General features: G+C 64.0%; 14 protein-coding genes. 10 read left to right on the forward strand and 4 right to left on the reverse strand.

All coding sequences use genetic code 11. The features are described from left to right. Positions 1-80: 80 nt before the first annotated feature. Together YQ44_RS18260 and YQ44_RS18265 are read left to right on the forward strand one after the other, a co-directional pair. Entirely contained in the window at positions 81-1,733 is a 1,653-nt protein-coding gene (locus YQ44_RS18260) for a histidine kinase (RefSeq protein WP_156894900.1), read from the forward strand. After that, on the forward strand, positions 1,730-2,431 hold the full coding sequence (locus tag YQ44_RS18265; RefSeq protein ID WP_071324598.1) for a LytR/AlgR family response regulator transcription factor: 702 nt from the start codon (positions 1,730-1,732) through the stop codon (positions 2,429-2,431). The genes YQ44_RS18260 and YQ44_RS18265 overlap by 4 nt, the downstream gene beginning before the upstream one ends. Positions 2,432-2,446: 15 nt before the next feature. Here YQ44_RS18265 and YQ44_RS18270 read toward each other — a convergent pair whose 3' ends face one another. The 3 genes from YQ44_RS18270 to YQ44_RS29070 form a co-directional block, all read right to left on the reverse strand. Then, positions 2,447-3,319 carry a zinc-dependent peptidase gene (locus YQ44_RS18270; protein ID WP_071324599.1) on the reverse strand — a complete coding sequence of 291 codons (873 nt, stop codon included), beginning with the start codon at positions 3,317-3,319 and terminating at the stop codon, positions 2,447-2,449. 339 nt (positions 3,320-3,658) lie between these two features. Next, complete coding sequence (locus YQ44_RS18275) at positions 3,659-4,159, reverse strand: winged helix-turn-helix domain-containing protein (protein ID WP_010396453.1); 501 nt, start codon at positions 4,157-4,159, stop codon at positions 3,659-3,661. A gap of 296 nt (positions 4,160-4,455) precedes the next feature. Further along, on the reverse strand, positions 4,456-4,650 hold the full coding sequence (locus tag YQ44_RS29070) for a hypothetical protein (protein WP_156894901.1): 195 nt from the start codon (positions 4,648-4,650) through the stop codon (positions 4,456-4,458). Between YQ44_RS29070 and YQ44_RS18280 the strand changes: the two genes are divergently transcribed. From YQ44_RS18280 to YQ44_RS18315, 8 genes are all read left to right on the forward strand, one after another. Then, entirely contained in the window at positions 4,649-4,882 is a 234-nt protein-coding gene (locus YQ44_RS18280) for a hypothetical protein (protein WP_071324600.1), read from the forward strand. The two genes, YQ44_RS29070 and YQ44_RS18280, sit on opposite strands and share 2 nt — an antisense overlap. 450 nt (positions 4,883-5,332) lie before the next feature. Continuing rightward, positions 5,333-6,334: an ABC transporter substrate-binding protein gene (locus YQ44_RS18285; RefSeq protein ID WP_071324601.1), complete on the forward strand. Its 1,002-nt coding sequence runs from the start codon at positions 5,333-5,335 to the stop codon at positions 6,332-6,334. Between the two features lie 15 nt (positions 6,335-6,349). Continuing rightward, the gene (locus YQ44_RS18290) at positions 6,350-7,171 is read left to right on the forward strand and encodes an ABC transporter permease (protein ID WP_071324602.1); all 822 of its coding nucleotides are present in this window, start codon (positions 6,350-6,352) and stop codon (positions 7,169-7,171) included. A gap of 11 nt (positions 7,172-7,182) precedes the next feature. After that, positions 7,183-7,974: an ABC transporter ATP-binding protein gene (locus YQ44_RS18295; RefSeq protein WP_071324603.1), complete on the forward strand. Its 792-nt coding sequence runs from the start codon at positions 7,183-7,185 to the stop codon at positions 7,972-7,974. 243 nt (positions 7,975-8,217) lie between these two features. After that, the gene (locus YQ44_RS18300; protein ID WP_071324604.1) at positions 8,218-10,125 is read left to right on the forward strand and encodes a sensor histidine kinase; all 1,908 of its coding nucleotides are present in this window, start codon (positions 8,218-8,220) and stop codon (positions 10,123-10,125) included. After that, positions 10,112-11,458: a sigma-54-dependent transcriptional regulator gene (locus YQ44_RS18305; protein ID WP_034758888.1), complete on the forward strand. Its 1,347-nt coding sequence runs from the start codon at positions 10,112-10,114 to the stop codon at positions 11,456-11,458. Before YQ44_RS18300 ends, YQ44_RS18305 begins: the two co-directional genes overlap by 14 nt. A gap of 105 nt (positions 11,459-11,563) precedes the next feature. After that, a complete protein-coding gene (locus YQ44_RS18310; protein WP_156894902.1) occupies positions 11,564-11,872 on the forward strand; it encodes a hypothetical protein in 309 nt (102 codons plus the stop codon). Positions 11,873-11,948: 76 nt separating this feature from the next. Beyond that, a complete protein-coding gene (locus tag YQ44_RS18315) occupies positions 11,949-12,629 on the forward strand; it encodes a hypothetical protein (protein WP_156894903.1) in 681 nt (226 codons plus the stop codon). A 257-nt stretch (positions 12,630-12,886) separates the two neighbouring features. Here YQ44_RS18315 and pbpC read toward each other — a convergent pair whose 3' ends face one another. After that, on the reverse strand, positions 12,887-14,971 hold the full coding sequence (gene pbpC, locus YQ44_RS18320) for a penicillin-binding protein 1C (protein WP_071324607.1): 2,085 nt from the start codon (positions 14,969-14,971) through the stop codon (positions 12,887-12,889). Positions 14,972-14,978: the final 7 nt, after the last annotated feature.

A 14,978-nucleotide genomic window follows, 5' to 3' on the forward strand; every position in this document is an offset into this window, starting at 1 on the left:
GCACGTGGCCCGCATGAACGGCACCGGATTATCAAAAAACGTCGCGAAATAGTTGCAAATAAGCAGCTACAATGCCCGCCATGCTCCCTTTCCTACACGCCCTGCTGCGCTGCTGCCTCGCCTGCTGTCTGGCCCTGCCCTCCTGTGCCCTGGCCACGGAGCTGCTATCGCTCGACGGGGGCTGGCGCGCCTGCGGCACCAGTCCGGCGGCGCCCGCCGCCTCGCTGCAGCAGCTGGTCAAGCCGGGGCTGCTGCTGTGCGCGGAACGCGAGCTGGTTCTGGCCGCCACGCCGCCAGCGACGCAGCTGCTGGTGCTGTCGGCGCTGGCCGCCAGCGAGCTCTGGCTAGATGATATCCGGATCGGCCGCAATGGCCAGCCCGCGCGGCAGGCCGCCGGGGAAAGCGCGGGCGACATCGATTTCGCCATTCCCCTGAGACCACAGCAGCTGGCCGTGGGCAAGCACCATCTGCGCCTGCTGCTGTCGACGCAGCACGTGCCGGCGCGCCTGACGTCGCCCTTCTACGGGCTGTACCTGGTGGACCGGCAGGATTACCGCGCGGCCCAGACATGGTACAGGCTGCCGCCGCTGCTGCTGGCCGGCGCGCTGGGCGCCGCCGCCCTGCTTTTCCTCGCCTTGAGCGTGCTGTACCAGCGGCACCGGCACTGGGCCATGTTTGCCGCGCTGTGCCTGGTGGCGGCGCTGCTGCTGGTGGCGGAAATCTGGCGCAGCTTTGCCGGCTACGCCTATCCCCTGCACCTGCCGCGCCTGTATGCCGTCACCGGGCTGACCTGGCTGTTTTCCACCCTGCTGCCGCTGTATTTTCATGCGGCCTACCGCCTGCCGCACTGGCCGCTGGCCGCCGCCCTGCTGCTGGCGTGCGTCGCGCTGGCCGGCGCGCTGCCCGCCCATTTCGACAGCCGCTGCTGGCTGATGTTCCTCGTCGGCCTGGTCGCCAGCCTGGGATGTAACTTGGCCGCCCTGTGGCGCCGCCTGCCGGGCAGCCGCGGCGGCACGCTCATCGCGCTGGCCTCGTGCGGCCTGTTCGCCCTGACCGGCAGCCAATTCGCCGAAGGCGGCTTCGCCCTGGTCGTCTGCTTCCTGCTGCTTTCCCTGTGCGCCCAATTGCTGGCGCAGCTGCTGCGCGAACGCGACGCAGCCGCGCGCGCGCAGCAGCTGGAAAACCAGCTCTTGCGCAAGAGCATGCAGCCGCACTTCCTGATGAATTCCCTGAGCCTGATCAGCGAACTCAACGCGCAATCGCCGCAGGCGGCGGAAGCGTTCATCGAGGCGCTCGGCGCCGAGTTGCGCATGCTCAACGAGTACGCGCAACAGCCCAGCATCGCCCTGACGCAGGAACTGGCCCTGTGCCACAATTACCTGAACATCATGAGTACCCGCCTGCAGCAGCCGTGCAGCCTGCAGCTGGCAGGCGATCCGACTTCGATCACCGTGCCGCCCGCCACCTTGCTGACGGCGCTGGAAAATGCGTTCAGCCACAACCGCTACCGCCACGGCGCCATCTTCGAGCTGCACCTGGAAAACCGGGCGAAAGCGCACATCCTCACGCTGACCCTGCCTGCGGGCGAACCGCGCCAGCATGCGGGCGGCGGCATGGGCGAACAGTACATCCGCACCAGCCTGCATGCCGTGTTTGGCGACAGCGCCCGCTATGCCCGCGAGCAAGATCAACAGGGCTGGCGCCTCACGTTCACCGTGCCGGCGGCGCCATGAAGGTCTTGATACTGGAAGATGAACCGCTGATCGCGCAAGGCCTGGCACGCGAGGTACGCGCGCATTTCGGCGCCCGCCTGGCGGCGCTGGCGCTGCATGACACGGTGGAGCAGGCGCTGGCCGCCTTGCGGCACGGCGATTATGATTTGCTGCTGCTGGACTTGCACCTGCACGGCGCCGACGGCTATGACTTGCTGCGCCTGGCCGGCAGTGCCGCGTTCCAGACCATCGTCGTCTCGGCCCACGCGGAACGCTCGATCACGGCGTTCGACTTCGGCGTGCTCGACTTTGTTGCCAAGCCCTTCAGCCGCGAGCGCCTGCACAAGGCCTTGCAGCGCTACACGGACCGGGCCGATCCGGCGGCGCCGCGCCCCGCCTCGCTGGCGGTGAAGAAACGGGGAGGGCTGGAATGGATCGCCGTGGCCGAGATCGACCATGTGCAGGCCGATGGGCACTACAGCAACATCGTGCTGCGCAGCGGCGAACAGTGCTTCCACGATTTGGCGATCGACAAGCTGATGGCCCTGCTGCCGCCCCACTTCCTGCGCGTGCACCGCTCCTACATCGTCAACAGCCTGGGCTTCAAACGGCTGCAGATCGGAGCCGGCGGCAAATATGCGCTCGACACGCAAACGAGCACGGGCATTCCCGTCTCGCGCAGCAGCTATCCCCTGCTGAAGCGGCGGCTGCTGGGCTGACGCTCCGCGTCGCCCCTACCAGTGCGGCGCGTAGTTGGGAAATGGCGAGGCCATGTGCTCGGGCTCCACCGGCGGCGCCATCCAGTCGCGCGGGTCGACCTTGTAGTACTGGAGGAATTGCGCGTACAGCTCTTCATGGTGCTCAGCCATCTGGTATGGCTTTTCAAAGAAGGTTTCCGTGGCCACGGCAAAGAATTCGGCCGGATTCGTGGCGCCGTAATGGTCCATCACGCTTTGCTGCTGGTACATGGCGTCGTGGCGCAGGTTGTCGAAGTCGCGCGACAGCACCGTGGCCCAGCTGCGGTAGCTCGACACATTCGGCAGGTAGGGCGCGCCATTCGCGGCACCCGATTCGCTGTCGAGCTGATGCGCAAACTCATGCAGCACGACATTGTGGCCATCGGTCCAGTCCGCCGCGCCGCGCTGCACGTGATCCCAGGCCAGCACCACGCGGCCATCGCCCCACGATTCGCCCAGTAAACCATTGGCCGATGGCGTGACGACGCCACCCGGCCCCACTTCATTGCGCGTGACGATGAATTCGTTGGGATAGACGAGGATGGTGTCGAGTTCGGGATACACCTGGGTCTGGCGATTGAGCAGCAACAGACAGGCCTGGCCGGCGATGGTGTAGCGCATCTCGTCCGTGATATCCAGGCCGCCGCAACCGACGAATTTCTTCTGGTACAGGAACTGCACGACGAGACGGCGCAACTGCTCCTGCAGCGGGGCCGGCATGCGCGTATACACGGGAATATTCTGTTCCAGCACGGCCAGGCCTTCCGGCGGCAAGGGCTTCGCCAGCGCCCGCTTCAAGCGCCAGCGGGGAAACCACAGCGAAAAGACGATGGCGGCCGTGACGAGGGCAATCCACAGCAGCGGGTTCATGCGGACACCCGTTCCAGGCAGTGCACTGGGGAAATCAATAACAAGGCGGCGTAGGCAGACAAGGACAAGCTCCTTCGAATGAACCCCGCATCGGGACGGGCGGGTAGTCCAGCCCACATGGGGTTGATTAACATCTTTTCAATCCACCAAGATCAACGGGCCGGCTCCAACGCCAAAAGCCGGGTTGCAACCCGGCTTTCATTCTTTCATTATAACGTTCCAACGCCTGACAAAACCGTAGCGAGCGGCGATGATTTGTGGCTAAGAAGCGCAACCGTACTCTAGTACGGTGAGCATCGCAGGCCGCAAAGCGCGCCGCGCAGTAGGTTTGGTCAGGCCTTATTCTGCAGCTTTCTGCTGCGGCGCACCAAACAGGGCCGCCACCAGCGGATCGCGCGTCACGGGACCACGGTTGACGCGGATCGCGTAATGCGTGTCATCGGCCAGGATGTGGAAGTGACGGCCGCTGCCTGCCATGCTTTGCTCGCGCAGGCCGGGACGGTCCTTGCGCGGTGGCGCGCCTTCGCGTTTTGGCTGGACGATGGCGGCCAGGAAGGCGCGCACGCGCTCAGGGTCCGGCGTCAACTGGTACACTGCCTTGCCCAGATAGGTGGCCGTGCCTTCGATGTAGCGTGCCAGCTCGATCACGCCCGCTTCGCGCAGGTCGCGGATGTATTTGCGGGCGCCCGATGGCGAAAACTTGAGGAACCAGGCGATTTCATCAGCCAGCATCTCGTGCAGCGACAGTTCGCCGATCAGCTTTTGCATGTTTTCGATACGGCGCAGGGTGGCCGACGTCGAACGCACGCGTTCGATCGGTGCCATGGAAATGGGATTCATGCGCTCCGGGGGGATAGGGGCCGCACGTTCGACCATTTGCGAGCCTTTTTCGGGGCTACGAAGTTCCTGGTGCGCTGCCTTTAATTCGCTCTTCACGTGAGACTGAGTCATTGCATGCATTTGAATACTCCTTTTAAACGATTGCCGGTAGCCCGGATTGTTAAATTCTTGGCAATTTTTATGCCAGAAAGCCACAAATCCTGGGCGTCTGACCACAGAATGCCAGCCTGATCTCCCTCGGTCTGTGCGTTAACGAACATTAGAAGCAAGAAAGTGAAAAATATTTCCTCAGTGAATTATTTCTCTTGCGCATCTTCAATCCCGCGCTCTCGCCCGCCGCACCTGAATTCGGCGCAAAGGTGCGCTGAAGGTGAAGTGGCGAACAGAAGCGTCGGCACTCTTGCAATAAATTCAAGGCTCACGCATGGCGTCGCCATCTGGCTTGCCGCCTGCATCGCGATACTCTTGATACTTGCAAAGGAAACCATCATGAAAATAGCTGCTCTGCTGGCCGCCGCCGCCCTGCTCTCCCTGTCCGCGTGCAAGAAACCCGCCGAGGCGCCGCTGCCTGAAACGGCACCCATGCCCAGTTCCGCGCCACAAGTGCTGCCGGCCCCGCTTCCTGCCACGCCGGAAGCGGGGCCCGGCAACGTCACGCCGCCCGCGCCCCTGACCGACCCCGCCACAGCACCGGCGTTGCCGCCAGCCACGGCGCCGAAATAAGGGCCCTGGCGCCAGGGCGCCGGCACGGCTAGCCGCCGACAGGCTACCCGTGCCGCGCGCCCCCCCTACTCCACGGGGGAGTTACGCGTTGCCAGCTGGTTCTGCAACGCGTTTTTTTACGATTGGAGTCGGCCGCGCCATTTAGGTTCACCCGCATTTGCCCGCGTTTATCCCCTGCTTGCCGCCCCCCGTCCTCGCCCAAGCGCCCCGTCCCGCCCGGCCAGCCATGCGGAAATCCGCACGCCATTTCCCGCCACCGTGCGGAAAAGCGGAATCTGGATATTTCCTCATTTCAATAGATCCAAATTAAGCCTTTATAAACAATCACTTGCAATAAACGCCAAAATGCGCTCCACTGGCACGGAAGATGCTTCTATATTTTCATAACCGCCGCCAGAGCGGCAGCCTCATCGAATATAAAAACCATCTACCTTTTTTGGAGACAACAGCATGGCAAGCACCTTCCGCATCTCATCCTTCCTGAACACCAAGGCCCTGGCCGTCGCCGTCGCGCTGGCCGCGCAATTCCCGCTGGCCGTCCACGCGGCCGACGTCGTACGCCTGGGCAACCTGAAATTCGCCCATTACGGCGCCGTCGCCTATATGAAGGAAATCGCGCCGAAATACGACCTGAAAATCGAAGAGCGCATCTTCGCCAAGGGTCTCGATATCGTTCCCGCCATGATCGCCGGCGAAGTCGACGTCTCGGCCAGCGCGCTGGAAGCGGCCATCACGGGCCGCGCCACGGGCTTGCCCGTCTACCTGGTCGGCGGTTTCGCCAAGGGCGGCGTGCAGATCGTCGGCCGTCCCGACCTGAACATCAAGGGCATCGCCGACTTGAAAGGCAAGAAAGTCGGCGTCACGCGCGGCGGCCCGCAGGAAATCCTGCTGTTTGCCGAATTGTCGAAAGCCAAGCTGACCTGGTCCGACAAGCCGGGCAAGGATGTGCAGATCCTGTACATGGGCTATCCCGACCTGAACCAGGCCCTGCTGACCAAGGATATCGACGCCATGAGCCAGTCCGAGCCGTACTCGACGCAGGCCATCCACAAGAAATACGGTTCGGCCATCATGAAGCCGTATGACACCCCGCTGGGCGAGCCCGTGCGCGCCCTCGTGATGACGGAAAAAATGTACAAGGAAAAACCGGCCGTGGCGCAACGCTTCATGGATTGTTTCGTCGCCGCCACCCGTGCCTTCCTGGCCGACCCGAAACTGGCGGAAAAATACGTGCGCGAATCGATGTTCAAGAACCAGATCACGACCGAGGATTACCGCGACGCCATCGACAACGCCATCTTCACGGAAGACATCACGCAGAGCCACGTGCAGCTGACCACCGATTACATGGTGAAATTCGGCGTGGGCCGCATGGCCAAACCGCCTGCCGCCAAGGATTGGGTCAAGCTGGACCTGCTGGAAAAAGCCAAGAAATCCTACGCCCCACGCTGATCGGAAAGTCTCACCATGAATATGCAAATGATGAAACGCTTCGCGCACGGCGCCATCGTGCCCGTGGCCGTGCTGCTGCTGTGGCAGGCGCTGTCCACGTTCGGCTGGATCAATCCGCAAATCCTGCCCTCGCCCGTGGCCGTGCTCGTGAAGTGGTATGAATACCTGATCCCGATGGAAGCATACACGCCGGAAGCGGGCAATTACCTGGTGTGGATGTTCTCCGGCGAACTGCCGCACGACGCCTGGGCCAGCCTGTCGCGCGTGCTGGGCGGCTTCGCCATCGGCGCCGGCCTGGCCTTGCCGCTGGGCTTGCTGATGGGCACCAACAAGACCATCTATAAACTGTTCGACCCGCTGGTGCAGGTGCTGCGCCCGATTCCGCCGATCGCCTACATCCCGCTGGCCATCCTGTGGTTCGGCCTGGGCAATCCGCCAGCGTTCTTCCTGATCAGCATTGGTTCCTTCTTCCCCGTGCTGATGAATACCATCGCCGGCGTGCGCCAGGTCGACGGCATCTACATCCGCGCCGCGCGCAACCTGGGCGCCAGCCAGATGACCATGTTCCGCCGCGTCATCCTGCCGGCCGCCACGCCCTACATCCTGGCCGGCGCGCGCATCGGCATGGGCACGGCCTTCATCGTCGTGATCGTGGCAGAAATGATCGCCGTCAACAGCGGCCTCGGTTTCCGCATCCTCGAAGCGCGCGAATATTTCTGGTCTGACAAGATTATCGCCGGCATGTTTACCATCGGCCTGTTCGGCCTGGCCATCGATATCGCCATGAATGCCCTGAATAATCATTTGCTGCAGTGGCACCGCGGCCTGGAACACTGAGAGGAACGGCCATGACCACGATCAATATCAATGCAGTCAACAAGATCTTCACCACGGGCGGCAGCGACGTCATCGCGCTGAAAGACATCAATCTGGAAATCGCCAGCGGCGAGTTCATCTGCCTGCTGGGACCGTCCGGCTGCGGCAAGTCGACCCTGCTCAACGCCATCGCCGGCTTTTCGCAGCCGACCTCGGGCCAGATCCTGGCCGGCGGCAAGCTGATCACCGAGCCCGGCCCCGACCGCGGCATGGTATTCCAGGAATACGCGCTGTTCCCCTGGATGACCATCGAGAGCAATATCGCCTTCGGCCTGGAAATCGCCGGCAAGACGCCAGCCGAGATCAAGGAGCGGGTCGACATGCTGCTGAGCATGCTGGGCTTGACGGAATTCCGTGCCCGCTATCCGAAAGACTTGTCGGGCGGCATGCGCCAGCGCGTGGCGATTGCCCGCGTGCTGGCCCTCGATTCGCCCATCATGCTGATGGATGAACCGTTTGGCGCGCTGGACGCCTTGACGCGGCGCAACCTGCAAGATGAATTGCTGAAAATCTGGAAAGTCTTCGGCACCACCATCGTGTTTGTCACGCACTCGATCGAGGAATCGATCTACCTGGCCGACCGCACCATCGTCATGACCTACCGTCCCGGCACCATCAAGCGCGACGTGGCCATCGAACTGCCGCGTCCGCGCGATCCGAGCGACCCGGAGTTCAACCGCCTGAAGCGCATGCTGGGCGAGATGGTGATGGAAGAGCAGCAGCGCCATCACAATGCGGAAACCATGGCCAGCACCGCCGATTAGTGGCTGCTTGCGTCTGATCAAACCTGCTGCGCACCGGTCCAGGCGGCCTGCGATGCTCACCGTACTTGATTGGTACGGTTGCGCTTTTCGGCCGCCTCGCCCTTCTGCCCGCTACGGTCTGGTCGGACGCCGCAAGTTTGCATGTCAGTCATGCATCGGGATGCATCCATTCGGGCGAATCCCGCCGTACACTACAATACCGCCTTAGCCGCACCCCGCGCTTAACCCGACACACGGAGCACCATGGCATTCGGCAAATGGACCCTGAGACCAGCGCTCGGCCCCCTGCTGGCCGCAGGCTCGCTGGCCGTGCTGACGTGGGCGTCGTATGCCTGGGTCAAGCAGCGCCAGCTCGATGAATTGCACCGCACCCTCGATTCGCGCGCGGAACTGTATGCGGCGTCCATTGGCGGCGCCCTCAACAAATACGAATTCCTGCCCCTGGCCGTGGCGCAAAGCGATGCCGTGGCGCAACTGCTGGAGCAGCCCGACGCCGCCAGGGTGGCGCAGATCAATGCCTACCTGATCGACATGAACCGCCGCGCGGGTGCCTTTGCCGTCTACGTGCTGGACGGCAAGGGCACGACCCTGGCGTCGAGCAACTGGCAGGAAGCCAGCTCGTATGTGGGCGTCAACTACGGCTTCCGTCCCTATTTCAAGAACGCCATCGCGGGCGGCATCGGCCGCTTCTACGGCATCGGCGCCTCCACCTTCGAGGCCGGCTACTTCATTTCGCAGCCCGTGCAGCGCAACGGACGCATCCTCGGCATCGTCGCCGCCAAGGTCAACCTGGACTGGATCGAACAATCGTGGCGCACGCCGGGCGCGGGCGAGCAGATCTGGGTCAAGGATGCGAATGGCGTGATCATCCTGGCCACCACGCCCGCCTTCAAGTTCAAGACGCTGGCGCCGCTGGCGCCGGCCGCGAAGAACGATATCAGCGCACAGCGCCAATTCCTGCAGGAAAACCTGCCCATCCTGCCGCACCGGGTGCAGCGCCAGTTTGCCGATGGCGCCAGCGTCATGACGCTCGAGCGGCCACAGGCGGGCGATACGCCGGCCCTGTCCGGCAGCGCCGACTACCTGGCCGTCAACCGCGCGCTCGGTCCGCTGCAATGGCAGATCACCGTGCTGGCCGAACTCGACCAGGTCAACGCCGCGGCCCGCAATGCGGCCATCGCCGCCGCGCTGGGCTGGGCCCTGCTGCTGCTGGCCCTGATGTATGCGCGCCAGCGCCGGCGCCGCATCGCCGAGCGCCTGAACGCGCAGCAGACGCTGGCGCGCGCCTATGAACAGCTGGAAATCAAGGTCGAACAGCGCACGGCCGACCTCGTGCACGCGAATGGCCGCCTGCAAGCGGAGGTGAGCGAGCGTGAACGGGCTGAGCAGACCCTGCGCTACGCCCAGGCGGAACTGGTGCAAAGCGGCAAGCTGGCCGCCATCGGGCAGATGGCGGCCGGCGTCACGCATGAGCTGAACCAGCCGCTGGCCGCCCTGCAAACGTTTTCCGACAATGCCAAGGTGTTTCTGGCGCGGGGCCGCATCGACGATGCGCTCGACAACCTGTCGACCATTTCCGACCTCGTCAAGCGCCTCGGCTACGTGACGTCGCAGCTGAAGGGCTTTGCCCGGCGCAGCGACGATGCGCGCAAGCCCGTCAGCGTGCGCCAGGCGTTTGCGCAAACCATGCTGCAAATCCGCACGCGCAAGAATTCGCAGCGCCTGACCCTGCATGAAAGCTGGCTTGAGGACGACATCATCGTGCTGTGCAACGCCATCGGCCTGGAACAGGTGTTCAGCAACCTGATCACCAACGCCATGGATGCCGTACCGGAAAGCGCGCCCGTGCAGATCTGGTTCCAGGTGCGCCGCGAAGGCGCACTGGCCATCATCCATATCACCGATAATGGCCCCGGTATCCCGCTGGCGTCGCTGGACAAGATCTTCGACCCCTTCTATACCACCAAGGAACACGGCCTGGGACTGGGCCTGTCGATCAGCGCCGGCATCCTGCGCGCGGCCGGCAGCGCGCTGGCCGTGCGCAACCGCAGCGCCGCGGAAGGGGGCGGCGCGCAATTTACCATCACCCTGAGCTGCGACCCGGGGGAGAACAAGATAGAGACGAAGGAAACAGGGAATGCACGAGAATAATTTTGAGGGCATGCAAGTGCTGCTGGTGGAAGACGATGCCGTCGTGCGCAAGGGCGCCCGGCAATCGCTGGAACTGGCGGGACTGCAAGTGACGGCCGTCGCCACGGCCGAGGAAGCGCTGCCCTACCTGGTGCCCGAATTTGCCGGCATTTTATTGAGCGATATCAAGCTGCCCGGCATGGATGGCCTGAAACTGCTCGATATCGCCGTGGCGCAGGATGCCAGCCTGCCCGTCATCCTCGTCACGGGCCACGGCGACGTGTCAATGGCCGTGGGCGCCATGCGCCGTGGCGCGTATGACTTCATCGAAAAACCGTTTTCCGCCGACCTGCTGGTGGAAGTGTGCCGCCGCGCGCTCGATAAACGCCACCTGGTGCTGGAAAACATGAACCTGCGCCGCCAGCTCGAGCAGCGCGTCGGCATCGAGGCGCGCATCGTGGGGCGCAGCGCAGCCATGGCCAAGGTGCGCCAGCTGGTGCTGAACCTGGCGCCGAAATCGGCCGACATCATCATCCTCGGCGAAACGGGGACGGGAAAAGAGCTGATCGCGCGCTGCCTGCACGACTTCAGCGAGCGGCGCGACCACCCGTTCGTGGCGATTAACTGCGGCGCCCTGCCCGAATCGATCTTCGAATCGGAACTGTTCGGCCACGAGGAAGGGGCGTTCACGGGCGCCCAGCGCCAGCGCATCGGCAAGATCGAATACGCGAACGGCGGCACCCTGTTTCTCGATGAAATCGAAAGCATGCCGCTGGCCCTGCAAGTGAAGCTGCTGCGCGTGCTGCAGGAGCGCCAGGTCGAGCGCCTCGGTTCCAACAAATTAATTTCCGTCAATTTCCGCGTGATCGCCGCCGCCAAGGAAGACTTGAATGTGCTGGCCGAGCAGGGCAAGTTCCGCCCCGACCTGTATTACCGCCTGAACGTGGCCAGCCTGACCCTGCCCGCCCTGCGCAACCGGCGCGAGGATATCCCGCTGCTGTTCGAATTCTTCGTGCTGCAGGCGGCGCTGCGCTATGGCCAGCCGGCAGCCCTCGTCAGCGGCGAGCTGATCGCGTCCCTGATGGCGCAGCGCTGGGCCGGCAATGTACGCGAACTGCACAATGTGGCCGACCGTTTCGTGCTGGGCTTGCTCGACGATACCCTGAGTCCGGCCGGCTGCCGCGAAGCATCGCTGGCCGAACAGGTCGACACTTTCGAGATTTCCATCATCGAGGAAGCCTTGCGCCGCCACAATGGCAACGTCATCGACGCGGCCGCCAGCTTGAATATTCCGAAGAAAACCCTGTACGACAAGCTCAAGCGCTTCGATATCTCGACGGAGCAGTTCCGTTGAACTGAAGCTAATAGCCGACACCGGCATGAGGCGGCGTCCTACCCGTGCAGGCGGACAGATGTGTAAGAATGCAAGCTCATACTCTTATTTGCACAGGATACCGCCATGAAAACCGCCGCTCTCTTGCTGGCCGCCACCCTGATGACGGTCGGCGGCGCCTGGGTGCAAGCCCAGTCGACGACGAATCTGAACCAGACGGGCAACCACACCAACAACCGTAACGATCCGGGCCAGCAATCGGACGCATCCGACAAGCTCGACAACAAAGGCAAGCTGGTTCACGACGCCAAGCCCGGCAAAACGCGCACGGACAAGCGCAGCCGGCGCGGCAAGCCCGTGGCCACGCCGGACACTCCGGCAGCCAGCGGACCCGCCACCACGCCCCCAGCGACGCCGACCGTACCGGCCCGCTAAGCCCCGCCTCCAGCGCTGCGCCACATTGCTCCACGGCACGCTATCATCACGCCTTTTCAAGATAGCCAGGATGACAATGAAAGCAGCATGGTGTGGAATGGTGGCGGCCAGCGTATTCGCGGCCGCCAGCGTACAGGCGGCGCCCACGGTGGGCGAATGCATGGAACTGACGACGGGCGTCAAGTTCAGCAAGAACAATGGCGACGCGCAAGTCAACGTCGAAGAAATGTTCGAGGGCAAGAAACTCAAGGGCACGCAGCTGATCCTCGACGGCGGCGCCTTGCTGGCGACGTCCTACCAGGATATCCGCGATGGCCAGGTATTCCTGACGGGCACGATCCATTACAACGAAGACGGCACCGTGCGCAGCAAGAACGTCTACGCGCCGCAGTCCGCCATCCCCGCCAACATGCGTCGCGGACAGGAAGTGCGCGTGCAGTTCACGGACACGCAAACGAACACCCACTATCCGCTGGCCGGCCTGTCCGACAAGATCACGACCTCGACGCGCACGGATCAACGCGATTTCTCGATCACCTTCCTGGGCTGGGAACGCCTGGAACTGGGCGGGCGCCGCTTCCCCGACGCCTGCAAGTTCGAACTGCGCGACGTGGGCGGCAAGAGTAAGGGCAAGAGCGGCGAATACGTCTGGTATGCGCAGGGTTTCGGCGTCATCATGATGGACAAGCTGGACAAGGATGGCGACGTGCAGCCGGCCTACCGCATTGCATTGACGAACATCATCAGCGCGCCATAAGTATTTTTTGACAACACTTCGCCGGAATCGGCACATACCCTTCTAGTCAGGAAAGCATGTGCCGATGGAACGCGGTGGTGGTCCATGCGGCCCGTCATGGCGGTCGCCGCCGCTACCACCCTGTTTCTGCTCGACGGCGCACAAGTACCGCACACGAATCCGCGCGCGCGGCCGGTCGTTCTGCATCTGGATGGGCTTGTTATGGGGTGCCCGCCAGTGGCGGACAATAAACTGGCCAACAGCACAAGCCACGGTGCCTAATTCAGCTGCGCCAGCGCATTGCCCCGCACCTGGAACGCGACCTTCACCACCGTCTTGCCGTCGCCGTCGACAAGGGCCAGCGCATGCTTGCCCGGCACGGGGCGCCAGCTGACGCTGTCAAGAGCCGCACCCAAATCCTTGCCGTCAAGCACCCAGCGCAAGCCCTGGCTGCCCTGCGCCTGGAAGAACACGCGCTGCAAGGCGGGCGGGATGTCGGGGTCGATGGCGAGGATGCTGTCCTCGGCCGGATACACGATGGCGGGCGGTCTCAGCGTGTCGCCCACGACGGCGATGACGGCGCTTTCCGTTCCCGCGATAAACCATTCGCGGCGCGGCGCTTCCAGCGCGGGCTGGTAGGACACCATCTGCTGCAGCACGCCGGACGGCGCCTTCGGCGCATGGCTGGGCACGTTCTTGTGCAGATAATCCATGACGTCGCGCCACACGGGCGCGGCGCCCGTCACGCCGGACACGTCCCACATGGGCTTGCCATCAAAATTGCCCACCCAGACGCCCACCGTGTAGCGCTCCGAGTAACCCATGCACCAGTTGTCGCGCATGTCCTTGCTGGTGCCCGTCTTGACGGCGCTCCAGAAATTCGTCCCCAGCTCGTTGCGCAAGCCGAAGGTCATGCTGCGCGCGGCGCGGTCGGCGAGGATGTCGCTGACGATGAAGGCGGCGCCCGGCTCCATCACGCGGCGCCTGTCCCTGCCCGCCTGGCCCGGCTGCAGGCTGGCCGTGCTGTAGCTGCCGCCATTGGCCAGCGCGCGGTAGGCGTTGGCCAGTTCCAGCAGGGTCACCTCGGACGAGCCCAGCGCCAGCGAGGGACCATAGTATTCAGCCGGCTCCGTCAGGCTGGACAGGCCCACGTCCTTGAGGCGGTTGTAAAAGCCGTCCTGCCCCGTCAGCAGCACCGTGCGCACGGCGGGAATGTTCAGGGAACTGGCCAGGCTGGTGCGGGCGCTGACATGGCCCTTGAAATTGCGGTCGTAGTTTTGCGGCGCATACATGCCGGACGCCGTGGCGACGTCGAGCGGCGTGTCGTCCATGACGGACGCCGCCGTCATCAGGCGGCGTTCGATGGCCAGTTCATACAGGAACGGTTTCAGGGTGGAACCGGCCTGGCGCAGGGCCGTCACGCCATCGACGTGGCTGCCGCCCGCATTGCCCACATAGGCGAGGATCTCGCCGCTGCGGTTGTCCAGCACGACGATGGCGCCATCGTTGACATTGCGCTCGCGCAAAGATGCCAGCTGCTGGCGCAGATTATCCTGGGCAAAACGCTGCAGCGGACCGTCGAGCGTACTGCGCACGGAGACGCCCGACTGCTTGAGCAGCTGCTGCGCCACCTGCGGCGCCGGCGCCAGGTCGGCATACAGGGCCGTGCGCTGCAAGGCCGTCTGCACGCGCTGGCCGATCAGCTGGCAGCTGCTGTCCATGCGCGCTTCCTTGGCCAGCGCGCAGGCACGGCGCGTGACGGTGGCCAGCGGTGCGTTCGGCGCGCGCACGAGGCTGGCCAGGATGATGCCGTCCGTCTGGTTCAGGCCCGACGGCGCCTTGCCGAACAGGCTGTACGAAGCGGAGGCGATGCCCTGCAGCTCGCCGCGGAACGACACGAGGTTCAGATACGCCTCGAAAATCTGCGCCTTGCTCCAGCTATCCTCGATGGCTTGCGCCGCGCGCATCTGCTCCCATTTCTGGCGCAGGCTGCGCCCGCCCGCCTGCGCCTGCAGGTCCGCGTCGAGCTGGCCCGCCAGCTGCATGGTGATAGTCGAGGCGCCCCGGGGCTTTTTCGCAAACAGATTGTCCCAGGCGGCCGTGGCCAGCGCCGACAGATCCACGCCGCCATGGCGCATGAAGCGCTGGTCTTCGGCCAGCAGCACGGCCTGCTGCACGGCGGGAGAGATGTCGGCCAGCGGCACCCACGGCAGGCGGCGCGCCTTCATGTCCACGCGCAAGGATTGCAGCGGCGCGCCGCTGCGGTCGAGCAACTGCGCTTCCGAGCTGCGGTAGGCGGCCTGCACCTGGCCCGGCGTCAGCACCGCTTGCGCGAAGAGCGGACCGGACAGCATGCAGCCCATAACAAAA

The sequence above is a fragment of the Janthinobacterium sp. 1_2014MBL_MicDiv genome, assembly GCF_001865675.1.
Taxonomy (GTDB): Bacteria; Pseudomonadota; Gammaproteobacteria; order Burkholderiales; family Burkholderiaceae_D; genus Janthinobacterium.

Bases quoted from the DNA above. Each gene is read 5' to 3' on its own strand.
- YQ44_RS18260 (WP_156894900.1), top strand. From the start codon at position 81: ATGCTCCCTTTCCTACACGCCCTGCTGCGCTGCTGCCTCGCCTGCTGT.
- YQ44_RS18265 (WP_071324598.1), top strand. From the start codon at position 1,730: ATGAAGGTCTTGATACTGGAAGATGAACCGCTGATCGCGCAAGGCCTG.
- YQ44_RS18270 (WP_071324599.1), bottom strand. From the start codon at position 3,319: ATGAACCCGCTGCTGTGGATTGCCCTCGTCACGGCCGCCATCGTCTTT.
- YQ44_RS18275 (WP_010396453.1), bottom strand. From the start codon at position 4,159: ATGAATCCCATTTCCATGGCACCGATCGAACGCGTGCGTTCGACGTCG.
- YQ44_RS18280 (WP_071324600.1), top strand. From the start codon at position 4,649: ATGAAAATAGCTGCTCTGCTGGCCGCCGCCGCCCTGCTCTCCCTGTCC.
- YQ44_RS29070 (WP_156894901.1), bottom strand. From the start codon at position 4,650: ATGATGGTTTCCTTTGCAAGTATCAAGAGTATCGCGATGCAGGCGGCA.
- YQ44_RS18285 (WP_071324601.1), top strand. From the start codon at position 5,333: ATGGCAAGCACCTTCCGCATCTCATCCTTCCTGAACACCAAGGCCCTG.
- YQ44_RS18290 (WP_071324602.1), top strand. From the start codon at position 6,350: ATGAATATGCAAATGATGAAACGCTTCGCGCACGGCGCCATCGTGCCC.
- YQ44_RS18295 (WP_071324603.1), top strand. From the start codon at position 7,183: ATGACCACGATCAATATCAATGCAGTCAACAAGATCTTCACCACGGGC.
- YQ44_RS18300 (WP_071324604.1), top strand. From the start codon at position 8,218: ATGGCATTCGGCAAATGGACCCTGAGACCAGCGCTCGGCCCCCTGCTG.
- YQ44_RS18305 (WP_034758888.1), top strand. From the start codon at position 10,112: ATGCACGAGAATAATTTTGAGGGCATGCAAGTGCTGCTGGTGGAAGAC.
- YQ44_RS18310 (WP_156894902.1), top strand. From the start codon at position 11,564: ATGAAAACCGCCGCTCTCTTGCTGGCCGCCACCCTGATGACGGTCGGC.
- YQ44_RS18315 (WP_156894903.1), top strand. From the start codon at position 11,949: ATGAAAGCAGCATGGTGTGGAATGGTGGCGGCCAGCGTATTCGCGGCC.
- pbpC (WP_071324607.1), bottom strand. From the start codon at position 14,971: ATGGGCTGCATGCTGTCCGGTCCGCTCTTCGCGCAAGCGGTGCTGACG.